The 17533-nt window shown below is 70.2% G+C and carries 20 protein-coding genes and 1 tRNA gene; 6 read left to right on the top strand and 15 right to left on the bottom strand.

Going from position 1 to position 17533, the window contains the following annotated elements; genetic code table 11:
* Positions 1 to 33: 33 nt before the first annotated feature.
* Positions 34 to 519: a carboxymuconolactone decarboxylase family protein gene (locus LOZ83_RS35225; RefSeq protein WP_236796192.1), complete on the bottom strand. Its 486-nt coding sequence runs from the start codon at positions 517 to 519 to the stop codon at positions 34 to 36.
* Between the two features lie 109 nt (positions 520 to 628).
* Between LOZ83_RS35225 and LOZ83_RS35220 the strand changes: the two genes are divergently transcribed.
* Positions 629 to 1510 carry an RNA polymerase sigma-70 factor gene (locus LOZ83_RS35220; RefSeq protein WP_236796191.1) on the top strand — a complete coding sequence of 294 codons (882 nt, stop codon included), beginning with the start codon at positions 629 to 631 and terminating at the stop codon, positions 1508 to 1510.
* 18 nt (positions 1511 to 1528) lie between these two features.
* Positions 1529 to 2197 (top strand): CPBP family intramembrane glutamic endopeptidase, encoded by a 669-nt coding sequence (locus LOZ83_RS40620; RefSeq protein ID WP_236796190.1) that lies wholly within the window; start codon positions 1529 to 1531, stop codon positions 2195 to 2197.
* Positions 2198 to 2203: 6 nt separating this feature from the next.
* Here LOZ83_RS40620 and LOZ83_RS35210 read toward each other — a convergent pair whose 3' ends face one another.
* Together LOZ83_RS35210 and LOZ83_RS35205 are read right to left on the bottom strand one after the other, a co-directional pair.
* Complete coding sequence (locus LOZ83_RS35210; protein WP_236796189.1) at positions 2204 to 2515, bottom strand: DUF1801 domain-containing protein; 312 nt, start codon at positions 2513 to 2515, stop codon at positions 2204 to 2206.
* A gap of 72 nt (positions 2516 to 2587) precedes the next feature.
* Positions 2588 to 2660 (bottom strand) — tRNA-Asn (locus LOZ83_RS35205).
* A gap of 145 nt (positions 2661 to 2805) precedes the next feature.
* Between LOZ83_RS35205 and LOZ83_RS35200 the strand changes: the two genes are divergently transcribed.
* Positions 2806 to 3033 carry a hypothetical protein gene (locus LOZ83_RS35200; protein ID WP_236796188.1) on the top strand — a complete coding sequence of 76 codons (228 nt, stop codon included), beginning with the start codon at positions 2806 to 2808 and terminating at the stop codon, positions 3031 to 3033.
* Between the two features lie 4 nt (positions 3034 to 3037).
* On the opposite strand, the gene LOZ83_RS35195 is transcribed toward LOZ83_RS35200, so the two are convergent.
* From LOZ83_RS35195 to dnaG, 3 genes are read right to left on the bottom strand one after another with little or no spacing between them, the layout of a single operon-like run.
* The gene (locus tag LOZ83_RS35195) at positions 3038 to 3802 is read right to left on the bottom strand and encodes a trans-aconitate 2-methyltransferase (protein WP_236796187.1); all 765 of its coding nucleotides are present in this window, start codon (positions 3800 to 3802) and stop codon (positions 3038 to 3040) included.
* Between the two features lie 15 nt (positions 3803 to 3817).
* Complete coding sequence (locus tag LOZ83_RS35190; RefSeq protein WP_236796186.1) at positions 3818 to 4330, bottom strand: hypothetical protein; 513 nt, start codon at positions 4328 to 4330, stop codon at positions 3818 to 3820.
* A 4-nt stretch (positions 4331 to 4334) separates the two neighbouring features.
* The gene (gene dnaG, locus LOZ83_RS35185; protein ID WP_236796185.1) at positions 4335 to 6227 is read right to left on the bottom strand and encodes a DNA primase; all 1893 of its coding nucleotides are present in this window, start codon (positions 6225 to 6227) and stop codon (positions 4335 to 4337) included.
* Positions 6228 to 6250: 23 nt separating this feature from the next.
* On the opposite strand from dnaG, the gene LOZ83_RS35180 reads away from it, so the two are divergent.
* Entirely contained in the window at positions 6251 to 7186 is a 936-nt protein-coding gene (locus LOZ83_RS35180) for a sigma-70 family RNA polymerase sigma factor (RefSeq protein WP_236796184.1), read from the top strand.
* Here the strand turns inward: LOZ83_RS35180 and LOZ83_RS35175 are convergent.
* The 9 genes from LOZ83_RS35175 to LOZ83_RS35135 form a co-directional block, all read right to left on the bottom strand.
* Positions 7140 to 7715, bottom strand: coding sequence for a carboxymuconolactone decarboxylase family protein (locus tag LOZ83_RS35175; RefSeq protein WP_236796183.1), 576 nt, complete (start codon positions 7713 to 7715; stop codon positions 7140 to 7142). The two genes, LOZ83_RS35180 and LOZ83_RS35175, sit on opposite strands and share 47 nt — an antisense overlap.
* Before the next feature lie 793 nt (positions 7716 to 8508).
* The gene (locus LOZ83_RS35170) at positions 8509 to 10299 is read right to left on the bottom strand and encodes a glycosyl transferase (RefSeq protein ID WP_236796182.1); all 1791 of its coding nucleotides are present in this window, start codon (positions 10297 to 10299) and stop codon (positions 8509 to 8511) included.
* 8 nt (positions 10300 to 10307) lie between these two features.
* On the bottom strand, positions 10308 to 11420 hold the full coding sequence (locus tag LOZ83_RS35165) for a serpin family protein (protein WP_236796181.1): 1113 nt from the start codon (positions 11418 to 11420) through the stop codon (positions 10308 to 10310).
* A 22-nt stretch (positions 11421 to 11442) separates the two neighbouring features.
* Entirely contained in the window at positions 11443 to 12693 is a 1251-nt protein-coding gene (locus LOZ83_RS35160) for a deoxyguanosinetriphosphate triphosphohydrolase (RefSeq protein WP_374202757.1), read from the bottom strand.
* A 31-nt stretch (positions 12694 to 12724) separates the two neighbouring features.
* Positions 12725 to 13369: a YdcF family protein gene (locus LOZ83_RS35155; RefSeq protein ID WP_236796180.1), complete on the bottom strand. Its 645-nt coding sequence runs from the start codon at positions 13367 to 13369 to the stop codon at positions 12725 to 12727.
* 11 nt (positions 13370 to 13380) lie between these two features.
* Positions 13381 to 13986: a response regulator transcription factor gene (locus LOZ83_RS35150; protein ID WP_236796179.1), complete on the bottom strand. Its 606-nt coding sequence runs from the start codon at positions 13984 to 13986 to the stop codon at positions 13381 to 13383.
* The gene (locus LOZ83_RS35145; protein WP_236796178.1) at positions 13983 to 15131 is read right to left on the bottom strand and encodes a sensor histidine kinase; all 1149 of its coding nucleotides are present in this window, start codon (positions 15129 to 15131) and stop codon (positions 13983 to 13985) included. Before LOZ83_RS35145 ends, LOZ83_RS35150 begins: the two co-directional genes overlap by 4 nt.
* Positions 15132 to 15143: 12 nt before the next feature.
* A complete protein-coding gene (locus LOZ83_RS35140) occupies positions 15144 to 15866 on the bottom strand; it encodes an ABC transporter permease (RefSeq protein ID WP_236796177.1) in 723 nt (240 codons plus the stop codon).
* 8 nt (positions 15867 to 15874) lie between these two features.
* On the bottom strand, positions 15875 to 16900 hold the full coding sequence (locus LOZ83_RS35135; RefSeq protein ID WP_236796176.1) for an ABC transporter ATP-binding protein: 1026 nt from the start codon (positions 16898 to 16900) through the stop codon (positions 15875 to 15877).
* Between the two features lie 95 nt (positions 16901 to 16995).
* Between LOZ83_RS35135 and LOZ83_RS35130 the strand changes: the two genes are divergently transcribed.
* Together LOZ83_RS35130 and LOZ83_RS35125 are read left to right on the top strand one after the other, a co-directional pair.
* Positions 16996 to 17223 (top strand): antitoxin, encoded by a 228-nt coding sequence (locus LOZ83_RS35130; RefSeq protein ID WP_236796175.1) that lies wholly within the window; start codon positions 16996 to 16998, stop codon positions 17221 to 17223.
* Positions 17224 to 17268: 45 nt separating this feature from the next.
* Complete coding sequence (locus LOZ83_RS35125; protein ID WP_236796174.1) at positions 17269 to 17451, top strand: hypothetical protein; 183 nt, start codon at positions 17269 to 17271, stop codon at positions 17449 to 17451.
* The last annotated feature ends 82 nt before the right edge of the window (positions 17452 to 17533 follow it).

Here is a 17533-nt window from a genome sequence, read left to right as displayed (position 1 = left end):
TCACCTGAATGCCCGCATGGCCGCCGGGTCTGCTCAGTTCGTCATGGCGGCGAACATGCCGGCCTCGTACGAACCGCCCTTCTGGTGCACGATCACGGCAAGCCGGTTGGCCGCGTTGATCAGGGACGTCAGGCAGACCAGTGCGGCGAGCTGGTCCTCGTCGTAGTGCTTGCGCACCAAGGCCCAGGTCTCGTCGGACACGCCCTGGTAGGCGTCGGCGAGCCGGGTGCCCTCCTCGGCGAACGCCAGCGCGGCCTGCTCCGCCTCGGTGAACACGGTCGACTCGCGCCAGGCGGCGACCAGGTTGAGCCGCACCGGCGACTCGCCCGCGGCCAGTGCCTCCTTGGTGTGCATGTCGACGCACCAGCCGCAGCCGTTGAGCTGGCTCGCGCGCAGCGACACCAGTTCCTGGGTGGACGCCGGCAGCGGCGACTGGTGGATCACCAGTGCCGCGTTGGCGAACCGCTTGGCGAACTTCGCGGCGAGCTCGTTGCCGAGCATGTCGAATCGGGTGTCCATGGGGTGGCCTCCTGCCGTTTGCTGTCGGAACGGCCACCAGACGCCGGCGCCGCGGTTCCTGTGACAGCCCGCGGTGTCACACAACGGCGAGGAGCGGAGTCTGAAGGGCATGCGACAAGATCCCGCCACCGAAACGTTCCTGGCGCATCGGAACCTGCTGTTCACCGTGGTCTACGAGATGCTCGGCTCGGCGGCCGACGCGGAGGACGTGCTGCAGGAGACCTGGCTGCGATGGGTCGGGGTCGACCTCGGCACCGTGCGGGAGCCGCGGGCGTACCTGGTGCGGATCGCGACCCGCCAGGCGCTGACCCGGTTGCGCACGCTCGGCCGCCGCAAGGAGTCCTACGTCGGCACCTGGCTGCCAGAGCCGTTGCTCACCGCGCCCGACGTGGCCGAGGACATCGAACTGGCCGAGAGCGTCTCGATGGCGATGCTGCTGGTGCTGGAAACGCTCGCGCCGACCGAGCGCGCGGTGTTCGTGCTGCGCGAGGTGTTCGACCTGGGCTACGACGAGATCGCGGAAGCCGTCGGCAAGAACGCGGGCGCGGTCCGCCAGATCGCGCACCGGGCACGGGCCCACGTCGCGGCGCGGCGGCCGCGCGGCACGGTGACCGCGGCCGAGACCCGGGACGCGCTCGAAGCGTTCCGGCACGCGGTCGAAACGGGTGAGCTGCAGGACCTGCTCGACCTGCTCGCACCCGATGTTGTCCTGATGGGTGACGGTGGCGGTGTAAAGCAGGCGGTGCCCCGGCCGATCGTGGGCGCCGACAAGGTGGCGCGGGTGCTGTCCGCCGGGCTGTCCAGGATCGACGCGACGTGGCTGCGGCCGGCGCAGGTCAACGGCTACCCCGCGCTGGTGATGCGGCTGGACGGCGAGATCGACACCGTCGTCGCGCTGCGCATCGACGACGGGCTGATCACCGGGCTCTACGCCGTGCGCAATCCCGCGAAGCTCTCGCACATGGAGCGCGAGACCACGCTGCGCCGCTGACTCCCGTAGTTTGAGCACGTGACCGCCCCCGGGGAGACGTCGCCGAAAACCGTGCCACGGCTGTATCTCGCACTCGAGTTCGCGGTGGTGTTCTTCGGTCTGGTGATCGTGTACACGGTGTTTTTCCGTGGCACGAGCCCGATCCCGGTGCTACTCGTGCTCGGCGCGGCGGCCGTGGTGTACCTGCTCCGCTCGCCGTCGTTCGACCGGAAGTCGTTCTGGCGGGCGGGCGCGCTGCGCGGGCAGCTGCGCCCGATGCTGATCTTGTGGCTGATCACCGCGGCCGGCTGCGCGGTCGTCGTCGCGCTCGCCACGCCGGACCTGCTGCTGAGCCTGCCGCGCCAGAATCCCGGCCTGTGGGCGCTGATCGTGGTCGGGTATCCGCTGGCCAGCGTGTACCCGCAGGAACTGTTGTTCCGCGCGTTCGTGTTCCAGCGCTACCGCCCGGTGTTCGGCGAGGGGGCCGGGATGGTCGCGGCGAGCGCGGCGGCGTTCGGGTTCGTGCACATCGCGTTCGGCAACTGGGTCGCGGTCGTGCTTTCCGCCGCCGGCGGCGTGATCTTCGGCAGCCGCTACCGCCGGACCCGCTCGCTCCTGACCGTCTCCGTGGAGCACTCGCTCTACGGCCTGCTGATGTTCACGGTCGGGCTGGGCCAGTACTTCTACCACGGCGCCGCCCAGCCGTGAGGTGCGTCAGGCTTCCGTCGCCTTGCGGTAGGAACGCTCGACGATGTCGCGCAGAGCCTGGGGATCGGCCTCGTCGACGCGCTTGAGGTACAGGCAACCCTTGCCGGTCGTGTGCCGTCCGAGCCGGGCGAGCAGGGCTTCGTACTGGTCCAGACCACTGGTCAGGTACAGCACCGTCTGGGCTTTGCGCGGCGAGAAGCCGACGGCCGCGATGTCACCCTCGCGGCCGGACTCGTAGCGGTAGTGCCGCGAGCCGACGTCGATCATGACGGCGCTGGCTGAGAAGTGAATCTTGGGAGTTTTCCGGGGATCGGACATGTCGGACGCGTGTAGAGGATGGCGACATGACCGACTCCCAGGCCTGTGACCTGGGAGCCTGCTCAGATGATGCTCCCCCGGTTGGACTCGAACCAACAACCCTGCGATTAACAGTCGCATGCTCTGCCAATTGAGCTACAGGGGAATGCCGCATGTGGCCGGATCGCCCCGGCCAACGAAGAGAAACGATAGCGCACCACTGATCGCGCTCAGCAAGCACCCCCGGCACGCCGGGGCACCGTGGGGGACAATGGCCGGGCGGGCGCAACTACCGGTGAGGAGGCGTAGGCATGAGAACTTTCCTGCTAGGCGCGGCAGTCGGGTACGTACTCGGGGCCAAGGCCGGCCGTGCGCGGTACGACCAGATCGTGCGCACGTACCGTAAGGTCGCCGACCACCCGATGGTGCAGGGCGCGGCCGGTGTCGCGCGGGCGAAGGTCGGCGAGAAGGTGGGCGACAAGGTGCCGTTCTTCCGCAACGGGCACCGCGTGAGCGAGCCGAGGGTGACGCAGCCGTAAGCGGTCAGGGAACCCGCGCCACGGCGAAGATGCGCCGGAACCCGAACCAGGTCGTACCGTCGGCGCGCGCCGGGTACGCCTGGGCCAGCAGGGGCGCCAGCTCCGCGCGGAACCGGGTCCACGAAGCGTCGTCCAGCGCGGCCCTGATCGGCCGCAGGGCGGTGCCGGACACCCATTCCAGCACCGGATCCGGGCCGTCCAGCCGCTGCACGTAGGTCGTCTCCCACGCGTCCACCTGGCAACCCGCGTCGGCGAACAGGTCGGCGTACTCCTGCGGCTCGCCGACCGTCTCGTCGCCGCGGAACACCACCGGCTCGAGCACCGGCGCCCACGCGGGGCTGCTGGCGAGCTCGCGGATCAGCGCATGTGACGGCGCGCCGAAGTTCCCCGGGACCTGCATCGCGCACCACGCCCCGGACGGCAGCTCCCCGGCCCACCGTCGCAGCAGGTCACGGTGGTCCGGCACCCACTGCAGGACCGCGTTGGACAGCACGACGTCCGTGTCCGGCGCGGGCTTCCAGTCGTGCACGTCGCGCACCTCGGCCGGGACTCCCGCCGCCTGAGCGGCGGCCACCATTTCGGGTGAACTGTCCGAGGCCTCCAGGATCGCCGACGGCCACCGCGACGGCAGCGACTTCGTCAGGTTGCCGGGGCCGCAGCCGAGATCGACGACCCGCCGCGGCGCGACCGCGCCGACCCGGCCCAGCAGCTCGTAGAACGGGCGTCCTCGCTGGTCAGCGTAGTCGAGATACTTCGCGGGATCCCACACAGTACGAGCGTACTGCTAGACCTCGGGCTGCGCCAGCCGCTGCGCGGCCTCCCGGGCGATCGCGGCGACCACGTCGGGATCCACGCCCGGATCCGGCCGGGCCTGCAGCACCGTCCCGTCCTGACCGGGCACCTTGCGCTGCACGAACCACACGCCACCGCTCGCCAGCTCGTGCCGGTGCCGCCCGCGAATGGAAGCGTCCACCCGCTGGCGCACCATCACCGGCAGCTTCCCCGGCCGCGGCAAGGCGAACCGCACGGGTTCGCGGTCGGCCAGCACCACCGCCGCGCCCGCGGAGCCGACCTCCCTGGCCTCGATGAGCGTGAGAATTCCCTCACCCCACACGGCTTTGCTGATCAGATGCCAGCCGACGCGCCGCCCCTCCGGCAGCCACAGCCCCAGCTCGGTCACCACGAGATGCCCGCCGTAGGCCACTTCCGCGACCGACAGCGCGTTCTCCGACGCCGCCAGCTCGCCCGGGAACCCGTCGGGCAACCGGTCACCGATCAACCACCGCAGCCACGACATGAGCTCAGGCCATCCCGCCGATCGCCTGCTCCCGCAACGCCTTCCGGTACTCCTCCAGCGCCACCAGATCCCCGAACAGCGCACGGTAGTCGTCCGGCGCCTCGACCGGCGACAGCCGCTGCAGCCGCGACTTGATCTCCGTGATCTGCCGGCCGACCAGGTTCTCCTGCACCGCGGCGACCATGCTGCCGATGTACCGGATGTCCGCCTCTCCCTTGGCGTGCAAGGGTTCCACCGCCAGCTCGGACAGCAGCGTGCGCACCGTCCCCGGTGGCACGTTCGCACTCGCGGCGTCGATCAGCGCGGGCCCGGTCAGCCCGCAGCTCGCGCCGCCCGCCTTCAGCACCGCGCGATGCACCGCGATGTACGCGGGATGGGTGAACGCGTCCTCGGGCAGCGCGTCGTACTGGGGCCCGGCCAGCGCGGGCTCCTGCAGCGCGGCCTTGAGCACCTCGCGCTGCGCCATGAACCGCGGGTCCTTCGGCGCGGGGCGCGGGACGTCTTCGGCCGGGGCGCTCGCGGGCGCCGCAGGCGCGGAACCGTTGCGGCGCCCGGGTTTCACGGGCACACCGGCCGCGCCGCGCACCCGGCGCACCACCATGTCCGCGTCCTGCCAGCCGACCCACCACGCGAGCTTCGTCGCGTACCCGTCGCGCTTGGCCCTGTCCTTGATCTGCGCGACCAGCGGCACCGTCCGCTGCAGCGCGGCCACCTGGCCGTCGACGGAGTCGAGGTCGTACTCGGCGAGCATGCTGCGGATCGCGAACTCGAACAGCGGGATCCGCCGGGCCACCAGGTCGCGCACGGCCGTGTCGCCCTTCTCGATGCGCAGCTCGCACGGGTCCATCCCGTCCGGCGCGACCGCGATGTACGTCTGGCCCGCGAACGTCTGGTCGCCCTCGAACGCCTTGAGCGCGGCCTTCTGACCGGCCGCGTCGCCGTCGAACGTGAAGATGACCTCGCCGCGGAACGTGTCGTCGTCCATCAGCAGGCGCCGCAGCACCTTCATGTGGTCCTCGCCGAACGCGGTGCCCGAGGACGCCACCGCCGTCGGCACCCCGGCCGCGTGCATCGCCATCACGTCGGTGTAGCCCTCGACCACGACCACCTGGTGCCGCTTCGCGATCTCCCGCTTGGCCAGGTCGAGCCCGAACAGCACCTGGGACTTCTTGTAGATCGGGCTTTCGCTGGTGTTGAGGTACTTGGCCTGGATCTGGTCGTCGTCGAACAGCCGGCGCGCGCCGAAGCCGACGACGTCACCGGTGATGTCCTTGATCGGCCACACCAGCCGCCGGTGGAACCGGTCGATCGGGCCCTGCCTGCCCTCGCGCACCAGCTGTGCCTTGAGCAGCTCCGGCAGCTCGAAACCGTGGTTGAGCAGGTACTTCGTCAGCTTGTCCCAGCCGGCCGGGGCGAACCCGCAGCCGTAGGTGCGCGCCGCGGCCTCGTCGAAGCCGCGTTCCCGCAGGTAGTCGCGGGCGAGCGCGGCGTCGGGACTGCGCAGCTGCTCCGCGTAGAACTCGGCGGCGGCCTTGTGCGCCTCGACCATCCGGGTGCGGGTACCGCGGTCACGCTGGACGCTGGCGCCGCCACCCTCGTAGGTGAGCCGGAAGCCGACGCGGTCGGCGAGCCGCTCCACGGACTCGACGAACCCCAGGTGGTCGATCTTCATCAGGAACTTGATGACGTCGCCACCCTCGCCGCAGCCGAAGCAGTGGAAGGTGCCGTGCGTGGGCCGGACGTTGAACGACGGGGTCTTCTCGTCGTGGAACGGGCACAGCCCCTTGAGCGCGCCGCCGCCGGCGTTGCGCAGGGCCACGTACTCCCCCACGACCTCGTCGATCCGGTTGCGGTCACGAACCTCCGCGATGTCTGCTTCCCGGATCCGACCTGCCACCCGTCGAGGATACTGTCTTGGTCATGGCACTGGCTGAGGAGTTCACCGGCCACCGCGCGCACCTGGTCGCCGTCGCCTACCGGCTCACCGGATCGGTGTCCGACGCCGAGGACGCCGTGCAGGAGTCCTGGCTGCGGCTGGCCGGGCTGAGCGAGGAGAAACGCGCCGCGATCCGGGACCTGAAAGGCTGGCTGACCACGGTCGTCGGCCGGATCTGCCTGGACCGGTTGCGCTCCGCGCCCGCACGGCGGGAACGCTACGTCGGGCAGTGGCTGCCCGAGCCCGTCGTCACCCCGTTGAGTGGTGCGGCCGCGGACGACCCGCTCGACCTCGCCGTGCGCGACGAAGGGCTGCGGATGGCCGCGATGGTCGTGCTGGACAAGCTCACGCCGGAGCAGCGGGTCGCGTTCGTGCTGCACGACGCGTTCTCGGTCCCGTTCGACGAGATCGCCGCCATCCTCGGGTCGAGCCCCGACGCGGCGCGGCAGCATGCGTCGCGGGGGCGGCGCGCCCTCAAGGACGCCGAGCCGCCGCCGCGGGCGAGCCTGGCCGAACAGCAGCAGATCCTCGACCGGTTCCTGCAGGCCCTGCTCGCCGGGGACGTGCGGGCCGTGGCCGAGGTACTGCACCCGGACGTGATGCTGATCGGCGACTCGAACGGCAAGGCGCGCACGGCCCGGCAGATCGTGGTCGGCGCGGACAAGCTCATCCGGTTCTTCTTCGGCCTGCTGGCGATGTACCCGGCGGACGCGCTCACCAGCGGGCGCCCGATGCTGGTCAACGGCGATCTCGGCCTGTTCATCCCGGCCGCCGAGGTGCCCGGCAAGCAGCGGCTCGACGCGCACCTGGAGGCTGTGGCGGTGCGCGATGGGCGGATCGTCGCGATCTACGACATCGCCAACCCGGACAAGCTCACGCGAGTCCCGGCAGCGGAACCCGGCACGCCTCGCCCGACGTGAACCCCTGGTCGGTGATGCCGAGCGCGCTGTTGACGCGGCTGCGCATATTCTCGAGAGCGATCTGATAGGTCAGCTCGACGACGCCCTTGCGCCCGAACTCGCGCTCCAGCTCGGCGACCTGCTCGTCGGTGACGGTGACCGGGGTGGCGGTCATGGCATCGGCGTACGCGAGTGCCAGGCGTTCCTGCCTGCTGAAATGCGGTGAGGTCGGGTAGTCGTCGATACCCTTGAGGCGTTCGATGTCGAGCCCTTCGTGCTTCTGCAACATCGTGCCGAAGTCGACGCACCACGAACACCCCAGCCGCACGGCGACGCGGTACACGGCGATCTCCCGCACGTTGACCGGCAACGTATGCGACGCCTTCTCCACCGCCAGCTCGTGCACCGTACCCGCCACCAGCAGTCCAGGATGCTGGGCACTGACGGCGAACGGCGCCGGAACAGCACCATAGCGGCGGCGAGCAACCCGGTAAACGAACCTCGTGAACAACCCGGCGTCCTTTGTGGACACCACCGGAATACGCGACATGGCTCCTCCTCTAGTGATCTCGCAGGAGGGACGGCGTGCGGACGCCGGATGTGACAGCGGCGCAGGCCCACGGGCCGAGTTGGGTGGTCATCCCGTCGCCTGAAACCGGCACGATCACTTTTCGTCAGGGCCGCAACCTTGGCTGGGTCCGGCGGCCGAGAACACAAAGCTTGCGGCTCTGGCGAAAAGTGATATTCGCAAACCGCAGGCGACGGGATGACCACCCAACTCAACCACCTCGAAAAGGTGAGATCCCTTGGGGTCAGTCATCCTGGAGCCTGCCCGTCCGGCGAGGACATCTTTTCTCTTTTCCCTCGCGCTTCGCGCGAGGGTCCCGGCGCTTCGCGCCGGGGTTGTCGCCGGGCCCACCCCGATCGCCGATCGTCTAACGGTTGGCACGTCGTATCAAGGGCGCCTTCGGCGTCGCTTCGCGATGACCGCTGGCGCGGTCACCCTTGACACGACGTGCCAACCGCTAGGGCGGCTTTCTATCGGGGTTGGGGGAGGTATGGGTGGGCTGGGGTCGTTGTTGCGTTCCGTTGCCGGGTTCCGCCGTGTTTGCTTGCCGCGCGGGCGTGTTTGCCCGTGGCGCGGGTGAGTTTGCTGGCTGCGCGCGTGAGTTTGCTTGTCGTGACGGTGAGTTGGCTGGCTGCGCAGGTGCCAGGCGGCTGCGCGGGTTCCGGGGTTGCGCGGCGTCGGCGTGTTTGCTGGTTGTGCGCGTGTTTGCCCCTCACGCGCGCGTGTTTGCCCGTGGCGCGGGCGTGTTTGCGTCCTGCGTCGGTGAGTTGGCGTTCTACGCGGCTGCTGTGAGGGGGCGCACATCCCACAGCCACACACCGTCGACGTACCGGGCCGGGGTGTTCAGCAGTGCCTCGACCGTGGCCTGCAGCGGTTGCTGGTTGGTGGTGCCGGGCGCCAGGACCATGACATCCGCGTGCCAGTAGCGCAGGTCGGCGATTGCGGCGGCGCGGTCGGCATCCGTTACGGCTGGGACGTCGCCGTTGTCCTGGACCTCTTGCAACAGGTGCGTCGTGGGACGTTCGGCGGCGCCGTAGCGGCCACGCTTGTCATCCGGGCCCGCCGGGCCGACAAAGTAACCCGCCGCGAGGGGGAAACCTGAGTCTGCCCGCACCTGCCAGTGCAAGGCCCGCGCATCACCCGTGCTGGGCAGCGGGACGGTGACCACCGAACCCGAGGAAACATAGGACCGCCAGGTCCCGTCGTAGAAGAAAGCCGGGGTGGCCGGGCGCGTGATGGTCTCCAGCGGGGTCGGCGCGATCGGGAGCAGGACCGCGACCAGCGCGCCGATCCACAACCACCGGATCGGCAACTCCTTGTCCCGGAAAGAGGGCGCCGCCTCGAACACTCGCTGGGTCGCGATCGCGAGGAGGGCACCGACCGCCGGGATACACGCCATCGCCAGGCGTGATTCGAGGAGCGAGTCGAACAGGGGCAGCTTCGCCAGCCACTGCCACGGGCCGGGGACACCCGTCTCATGGTGGTCGACGGTGATCACGAGCCCCAGCGAAAGCCACGCCATCACGAACATCGAGATCGCGATCGAGCGGGCGACAGCGTTGCGCCATAACCAGATTGTCAGCACGACCATGAACACGATGAGCGGCCAGCCGAAGAACGCGTTCTCCTCGGTCCGGTTCAGCGACACGTCCGCGGCGGCCTCGGGCTGACCGGCGATCGACTCCGTCGCGAACCGGGTGAACGCCGCGGTGTCATTGCCGACCGAACCATGTTCCAGCGTCCGGTAACTCTGCGGGCCCATGAACTGCCACCACAGCGGGAAGATCACCACCGCGAGCGCGAGCACGCCACCGATGACGAGGCCGATCACCATGGGCCGCACCATTTTCACGGCCTCGCGCCAGCGGGTCACGGCATAGGCGACCGCGAACACGACAAAGCCCAGCATCGTGATCAGCAGCGGTTCCTCGCCGAGGAAAACCTGGTACGCGATCAGCCCGCCGAGGATCAGCCCGTCACGAACCGGGTGCTCACCCTGCGCGAGGCGGATCAACCGCAACACGATGAACGGCAGCAGGAACAGCACGACGAAGTTCGGGTGCGCGTTGCCGTGGGAGATCATCGGCGGCGCGAAACCACAGAACACCCCGCCGATCGCGGCGGCGACCCGCGAGCTCACCAGGTTCCGCGAGAACACCCAGTACCAGGCGAACGACGTGCCGGCCAGGCCACCGGTCAGCGCGATCGCCCAGGTCACGGTCGGCCCGAACAGCAACGTGATCGGCGACAACGGGATGCTCAGGCCGAGCATCGCCGTGTTGGCCATCATGTTGACGCCGTCGGGATAGTTCTGCAGCACCGACCCGAGCGGGTTCTGCCCACTCCACACGGCGTGGGCGGTGGTCGAGAAGAACCACTCCCACATGTTCTGGTCCTGCGCGCTGTTGTACAGGTAGCCACTGCCCAGGTTGACCCACAACCCGGCATAGATCACCAAAGCGGCCAGGAGGTAGCACAAGCCGACAATCGTGTCGGCACTGTTCCACCTGCGCCGTCCGGGCTCAACCACCTGCACCGTCCCGGGCGCCTCGAGCAACGCGGTCACTTCTTACCTCACGGTTCGACAACGCGGGCGAAAAAGTAGACCACACCCGTCTCGGCGTGCCGCACGAGGAGCAGGAAAGGCCGGTCCACGACGACCTCGACCGGGTCCACCGGGGTGATCATGGACAACGTCCGGAACACCACCGCGGTCGCCGCCGCGCCCTCGAGCCCCTGCTCGTCCAGCCGCAGCACGGCCTGGTGAACGACGTCGTCGACGAACACCCGCGGGTCCGGCGTGAGGGGGGTGAAATCCGAGTCGTGCGCGGAGAACATCGTCCGCACACCCAGCCCGGCGAGCGCCGGCTTGAGCTCGGCGCGCATATCGAGTTTGATCTTCGGGAGGGCGAGCCGGACCTGCCGGCTCCTCGCCGCGGACAGCAGCGCCGCGAGCCCCCGCTCGTCCAGACCGGGCTCGCGCGCGGCGAGATCGCCGTCGGGCAACAGGATCGTCGCCCGCACCCCGCCCGCGGCGGGCAACTCGACCAGTTGCCAGCCGTCTCGCGCGGCGTAACCGAACGACTCCGTCTGGTGCATCATCGGGACCCGGCGGGTGCCGGACGGGCTGTGGAAGTCGCCGTCCTCGGTCTGCTCGTCCCGGAACCGGTGCTGCCACGCGACTTTCAGGTAGAGCGCGTTGACCAGCGTCGCGATCGTGTCCCGGTGCAGGGCGCCCGGGGCGAGCAGCTCCGGGATCAGGTCCCGGGTCGTCTCGGCGACATCGGCGTTGATGATGCGGCGGGCGGCATCCGGATCGGTGCCGAAGGGCGCGCTCTTCACACCGCCATTCGGCCAGGCGGCGAGGCTGCCGAGGAAATCCTGGTTCAGCGGCGCGTCTTCGGCCGCCCACAACGTGTTCGCGACCTCGAGCACCGGCGGCTCGTGGCGACCGCGTTCGGTCAGCGTCGCCGCGGTACGCAGCAGCTCGGCCTGCTTGGTGACGTCGGCGTCCGCGCCGGCCAGCAGCCGCACCAGTTCCTCGGAGGTGGCACCGCGCGACGCCTGACTGGTCAGGCCCAGAGCGCTCGCGACCGAATAGGGCGAGAAGCACGAATCACCACTGCCCGCGACCGCGCGATGCAGGGCGAGGCTGAAGCGCAGGTGGTCCACATCAGGTTTCGCCATCAGCCCCGACGCTACCGGATTCTCAATGGCGCCCGGTGTGCCAGGCATGCCACGCATGCGCTTGCGCGTCGGTCAGGGACGCGACCTGGTCGATCACCACGCGCAGCTTCGCCGCGTCGTCCCCGGCCGCCGCCCAGGCCGGGTGGAACGCGGCGTCGAGCGCGTCGGGCGCCCGTTCGACCAGCAGCCGCACCAGCTCCCGGACCATCTGACGCTGCCCGTCCTGCATCGCCAGCCGCCGCGGATCACTCATCACGTAGCGCAGCGCGAGCGCTTTCAGCAACGCGACCTCGGCGCCGACCTGGTCGGGCACGGCCAGATCCGCGTCGTAGCGGGTCAGCGGCCCGTCCCCGTACCGCTCCCGCGTGGTGCTGACCGCCGCCCCGGCGAACCGGCCGACCAGCTCGCTGGTCAGCCGCTTGAGCGCGACCTGCGCGCCGAACGAGTTGTCCTGCCCGCGCTGGGCCAGCTCCACCACGACGGGCAGGGTCAGCAGCTCCCGCGCCGCGTTCTCCAGCGCCGCCACCGACTGGTCCGAGAAGTGCTTGGCCGCCAGCTCCGCCACGGCGGTGCGCTCCTCGGCACTCGCCAGCACCGGCAACGAGATCCGGCCGGACAGCACGCCGTCCTCGACGTCGTGCACCGAGTACGCGACGTCGTCGGCCCAGTCCATGATCTGCGCTTCGAGACAGCGCCGCCCGTCCGGCGCGCCCTCCCGCATCCACGCGAAGATCTCCGCATCGTCGTCGTACACCCCGAACTTGACCAGCCCGGGACGCCGCGGCCACGGGTACTTCGTCGCCGCGTCGAGGCAGGCACGGGTCAGGTTCAGCCCGACGGGCTCCAGCTTCGGCTCGAGCCGGGTGAGAATGCGCAGCGTCTGCGCGTTGCCCTCGAACCCGCCGCACGGCTCGGCGACGCTGTTGAGCGCCTGCTCCCCGTTGTGCCCGAACGGCGGGTGCCCGATGTCGTGCGCCAGGCCCGCGGTGTCCACCAGGTCCGGGTCCGCGCCCAGCTCCTCGGCGATCCCGCGGCCGATCTGTGCGACCTCCAGCGAATGCGTGAGCCGGGTGCGCGGCACACCGCTGACCTCCGCGCCCTCCCCCGGCCCGACCACCTGCGTCTTGCCGGCGAGCCGGCGCAGCGCCGCGGAATGCAGCACCCGCGCCCTGTCCCGCGAGAAGTCACTGCGCACGTCAGCGCGGGAGCCCGGCAGCGCACCGGATTTCGGCGGCTCGGCCACCCGGCGCTCGCGATCGTGTTCGTCGTACACGGGGCCAATGTACGGGCACCCACCGACATTCTCAGCCGAGTCCCGTACCACCGATGTCATCGGCGGGAGTTTTGGTCACCAGGTAGAACAGCAGGGCACCGGTCTCGCGGAAGATGTACATCGCCTGCGTCCGCCGGGTCTGCACGATCGGGCCGCTGTGCGTGGGCGAGGCCCACGAGTCCAGCCCGGAGTCGTCGGCCATCACCCGCGCCCGCAGCGAATGCCACGGATCGCTGACCAGCACCGCGGTGTGCCAGCCGTGCCGCGCGACGACGTCCGCGACCGCGCGCAGGCTGCCCAGGGTGTCACTGCCCTCCCCGACCGGCAGCGTGCCCGACTTCGGCACGCCCTGCTCGATCAGCCACTGCGCGCCCGCGGACGCCTCGGTGTACTCGTCGCCGGTACGGTTCCCGCCCGCGGTGATGATCACCTTCGCGACACCGGCCTCGTACAGCTGCTTGGCGTGCCGCAGCCGCGCCTGGAAGATCGGTGACGGTTTCCCGTTGTACTGCGCGGCACCGAGCACGACGATCACGTCGGCCGGGTCGCGGTCGTCGGCGCGGGCGACCTGCCAGACGCGGAACGCGGTCCCGGCGATCGTCAGCACGACCACGAGCGCCGTGCCGAACAGGGCACGCCGCACCCAGCTCGCTTTCGAGACGCGGTGTCCGGACATCCGCGCCATTGTCACAGCCAGCCGTTCTCCTCCGCGAGCCGGACCGCCTCCGCCCTCGTCCGGGCGCCGGTTTTGCCGATGGCGGCGGAAAGATGGTTGCGCACCGTGCCTTCCGACAGGTGCAGCCGGCGCGCGATATCCGCGACCGTGCCGCCGTCGCTGGCCGCGCGCAGCACGTCGTGCTCACGCCCGGTCAGCGGGCTCGGCCCGGTCGCCAGCGACTCGGCGGCCAGCGCCGGATCGACCACCCGCAGCCCGTTCGACACCCGGCGCACCGCGTCGACCAGCTGCTCGGGCGGCGAGTCCTTGACCACGAACCCGGCCGCGCCCGCCGCCATCGCGCGGGCGAGGTAGCCGGGCCGGCCGAACGTCGTGCACACGATGATCCGGCACGCGGGCAGCGCGGCGTGCAACTCGGCGGCGGCGGTCAGCCCGTCCTTGCCCGGCATCTGCACGTCCAGCAACGCGACGTCCGGGGCGGACTCCTTCGCCGCGGGCAGCACCTCGTCGCCGGACCCGACCTGCGCGACCACCTCGATGTCCGGCTCCAGACCGAGCACGGTGGCCAGCGCGCCGCGCACCATCGCCTGGTCGTCAGCCAGCAGAACGCGGATCACGACGCGACCTCCAACGCGGGCCGGACTTCGGCCCGCAGCACGAAACCACCACCAGCACGCGGCTCAGCCCGCAACGTCCCACCGACCTGCTCCAGCCGCTCGGCCAACCCCCGCAGCCCGTTCCCGCACACACCCTCAGGCGCACCGACCCCGTCGTCCTCGATGTCCAGGCAGGTCCGGCCGAACCGCACCTTCACGTGTTTCGCCCCCGAGTGCCGCAGCACGTTCGTGACCGCTTCCCGTAGCACGTAACCGAAAGTCTGCTGCAGGTCCGGCCGCACGTTGTCCACCGCGTGCGGCAGGTCCGCCTCGATCTCCGCGGCCCGCAGCGCCACCCGCGCCCCCACCAGCTCCGCCGACAACGACACCTCGCGGTAGTCCGAGACGGTCGCGCGCACGTCGGCGAGCGCGCTGCGCGCGAGACCCTCGACCTCGTGGATCTCGGTGATCGCCCGCCCGGGATCCTGTTTGCTCTCCAGCATCCGCCGCGCCAGCCCCGCCTTCACCGTGATCGTGGTGAGGCTGTGGCCCAGGATGTCGTGCAGGTCCCGGGCCAGTCGCGCCCGCTCCGCGCTGACCGCGAGGGTGGCGATCTCGTCGGTCGCCGCGCGCAGCCGCCGCACCGTGTGCAACAGCCGGCCCATGAAGAACATCGCGGTGGTGACCCCGGCCAGGGTGCCGACGTCGCCGAGGGTGCCGTGCGCGCCGACGTGCAGCTGCACCAGCACGAGCGCCGCCACGATCGACGCGCCGTCGAGGATCAGCGCCCAGCCCGGCGGCAACCCGAACGCGATCATCGCCAGCGCGTAGAGCAGCACGTACACGTTGCCGTCGACGACCATCAGCGTGCCCAGCCAGCCCAGCGCCAGCGTGCCGAGGCAGAAGGCCAGCTTCAGCCGGAGCGAGTAGTCCCGGAACAACACCAGCGGGAACACGGCGTAGGCGCCACCGTAGGCGATGGTCAGCACCAGGTCGGCCACGCCGCCGGACGAGGTGCTCGCGTGCCGCACCGCCGGGATCAGCACCGGCAGCAGGAACGCCACGGCCACCACCGGCCAGCGGAACTTGAAGAACCGGTCGCGTGGTTCGCCGGTGGCGGCATTGTGCCACCAGCTGTCCCAAGCCAGGCCTCGCCGAGCCGCCACGTTCGCCTCCCCTCAGACCCGGGCCGAGTCTTTACGGTAGCGCCGCACCACGGCGAACCCGAGTACGACCGTCCAAATCCCCAGGTAGAGCACGTCCTTGCCGAGGCTCGCGGACCCCGCGGTGATGGCCCCGCGGCCGATCTCGCCCATCCAGTAGCTCGGCAGCACGTGCGCGATCTTCAGCAGCCAGTCCGGCATCGTGGTGACCGGGATGAAGATCCCGCCCAGCAGCGCCATCGGCAGCATCACCAGCTGCGTGATCGGCTGGGTCGAGTCCGCCGTGCCGATCTGCCCGATGAGCAGGCCGATCAGGGCGAACGGGATCGCCGCGAGCCACACCCCCAGCGTGGCCCGCACCCACCCCGACGCGTCGAGCGAGACACCTTCGCCGAGCACGGCCACCAGCGGTACGAGGATCGCCGGCGCGAGCGCGAGCGTCATGCCGGTGGCGGCCTTCGCGGTCAGGTAACCGGGGCCGGACAGCGGGGTCAGCCGCAGCTGCCGCTGCCACCCCGACGCCCGCTCCAGCGCGACGCGCGTGCCGGTGAACAGGGCCGCCGCCATCGCGCCGAACGACGTCATGCTCACCATCAGCACGGCCTTCGTGCCCGGGTCCTTCGCGAAAATGCCTACGTACAACAGGAAAAGCAGCACCGGGAAGCCCACGGTGAAGATCAGGAACCGGGGCGAGCGGGTCACCCGCCGGATCTCCAGCGCCAGATACTTGATGCTCATGGACGTCCTCACTTCCCTCGTTCCTCGGTGCGCGACGACGCCCATGAGGCTCGAGTGCGCTGTGTCGATTTGAGCGCTTCCTCCCTGCGGTCGTCAGCGCTCGGTTCTTCCTCCTCGTCGGAAGTCAGGGTGAGGAACGCGCCTTCGAGGCCGATCGCCGTGATCTCGATGTCGTGCGCGTGCGGGTACGCGCTCAGCAGTGCGTGCAGGGTCTTGTCAGAATCGCTGCTGGAGACGGCGATCTGCTCGCCGCGGAGCCGGAACTCGGTGACGCACGGGAGGTTCGCGATCGCCTCGTCGGTCGCGCCGGGGACGACCGCGCGCAGCGTGCGGCCGCCGGCGAGCGCCCGGACCTGCGCGACGGACCCGTCGGCGACGATCCGGCCGCTCCGCATCAGCACGACGCGGTCGGCGAACTCCTCGGCCTCTTCGAGATAGTGCGTGGCGAACACGACGGTGCGGCCGGAGTCGGTGAACGCCTGCATGGACCGCCAGAACTCACGGCGGCTGCCGACGTCCATCGCGGCGGTCGGCTCGTCCAGCAGCAACAGGTCCGGGTCGGACACGAGCGCGACGGCGAACCGCGCGCGCTGCTTCTGGCCGCCGGACAGCTTGTTGCCGCGCCGGTTCGCGAGCTCCTCGATGCCCGCCCGGGCCAGCGCTTCGCGGACCGGCATCGGGCTACGGTGCAGGGACGCGACCATGGCGACCATCTCGCCGACGGTCGCGTCGTCCAGCAGCGCGCCGCCCTGCAACATCGCGCCGATGCTGCCGGTGCGGACCGCACCCGCGGGCGAGGAACCGAACACCGTGACGTCACCGGCGTCGGGCTCGGTCAGCCCCAGGATCATGTCGACGGTGGTCGACTTCCCGGCGCCGTTCGGCCCGAGCAGCGCGACGACCTCACCGGGCGCGATCGTGAGGTCGATGCCGTCGACGGCCCGGACCTCACCGTAGGCTTTCCGCAGGGCGGCGAGCCGCACCGCGGCCCCGGCCGTGACCGCCGCGTCGCGGACGGGAGTACTTGGGTTCATACCCCGAACTGTGCCGCCGGGGCCAACGCCGCGGGCAGGCCGCTCGTCACGACCTGCCCATGACAGGTGTCAGGGGTTTCGCCCACAATGAGGCCATGCGAACCCTGATCGACCTGCCCGACGACCTGCACGGTCAGGTCCTCTCGATCGCACGCGATACGTCGCGCACGCTCAGTGAGATCGTGACCGAACTCGTGCAACGTGGTCTGCGTCAGAGCAAACCGGCTCCGGCCGCACGGAGCCCTCGCACAGGACTGCCCGTCGTGCGGCTCGGCAAGGTCATCACCACCGACGACGTCCGGTCACCGGACGACGCACAGTGACGAGACGACACTTTCGCCACCTGCCCGGTCACACAGGGGAGTCTGGTGCGCTTGTTGATCCGCGAAGGACAGCGGGCGGAAGACGCTCAAGCCCTGCTCAGCGCGATCGAGGCCGGTGATCGTCACGAGTTCTGGCCGGACTCGATCACCTACCGGGACGTGCCGATGAACGGCATTCTGGGCCACCGCCAGGTCACGGACTCCTACCTCGCGCACCTCGACGAGTAAACGGCGGGCGGCTCGCCACCTTCGACCAAGGCCTCGCCAAGCTGCACACCGACATCGCGGACCTCCTGCCCACGATTCCCGC

Source organism: Amycolatopsis sp. GM8, assembly GCF_021653975.1.
Taxonomy (GTDB): Bacteria; Actinomycetota; Actinomycetes; order Mycobacteriales; family Pseudonocardiaceae; genus Amycolatopsis_E.
Note: the sequence above shows the minus strand (reverse complement) of the source record. Positions and strands in the feature narration are given on the sequence as shown.

Excerpts from the sequence above, each read along its gene's own strand:
- LOZ83_RS35225 (WP_236796192.1), bottom strand. The coding sequence starts at position 519 with ATGGACACCCGATTCGACATGCTCGGCAACGAGCTCGCCGCGAAGTTC.
- LOZ83_RS35220 (WP_236796191.1), top strand. The coding sequence starts at position 629 with ATGCGACAAGATCCCGCCACCGAAACGTTCCTGGCGCATCGGAACCTG.
- LOZ83_RS35210 (WP_236796189.1), bottom strand. The coding sequence starts at position 2,515 with ATGTCCGATCCCCGGAAAACTCCCAAGATTCACTTCTCAGCCAGCGCC.
- LOZ83_RS35200 (WP_236796188.1), top strand. The coding sequence starts at position 2,806 with ATGAGAACTTTCCTGCTAGGCGCGGCAGTCGGGTACGTACTCGGGGCC.
- LOZ83_RS35190 (WP_236796186.1), bottom strand. The coding sequence starts at position 4,330 with ATGTCGTGGCTGCGGTGGTTGATCGGTGACCGGTTGCCCGACGGGTTC.
- LOZ83_RS35180 (WP_236796184.1), top strand. The coding sequence starts at position 6,251 with ATGGCACTGGCTGAGGAGTTCACCGGCCACCGCGCGCACCTGGTCGCC.
- LOZ83_RS35175 (WP_236796183.1), bottom strand. The coding sequence starts at position 7,715 with ATGTCGCGTATTCCGGTGGTGTCCACAAAGGACGCCGGGTTGTTCACG.
- LOZ83_RS35165 (WP_236796181.1), bottom strand. The coding sequence starts at position 11,420 with ATGGCGAAACCTGATGTGGACCACCTGCGCTTCAGCCTCGCCCTGCAT.
- LOZ83_RS35155 (WP_236796180.1), bottom strand. The coding sequence starts at position 13,369 with ATGTCCGGACACCGCGTCTCGAAAGCGAGCTGGGTGCGGCGTGCCCTG.
- LOZ83_RS35140 (WP_236796177.1), bottom strand. The coding sequence starts at position 15,866 with ATGAGCATCAAGTATCTGGCGCTGGAGATCCGGCGGGTGACCCGCTCG.
- LOZ83_RS35135 (WP_236796176.1), bottom strand. The coding sequence starts at position 16,900 with ATGAACCCAAGTACTCCCGTCCGCGACGCGGCGGTCACGGCCGGGGCC.
- LOZ83_RS35130 (WP_236796175.1), top strand. The coding sequence starts at position 16,996 with ATGCGAACCCTGATCGACCTGCCCGACGACCTGCACGGTCAGGTCCTC.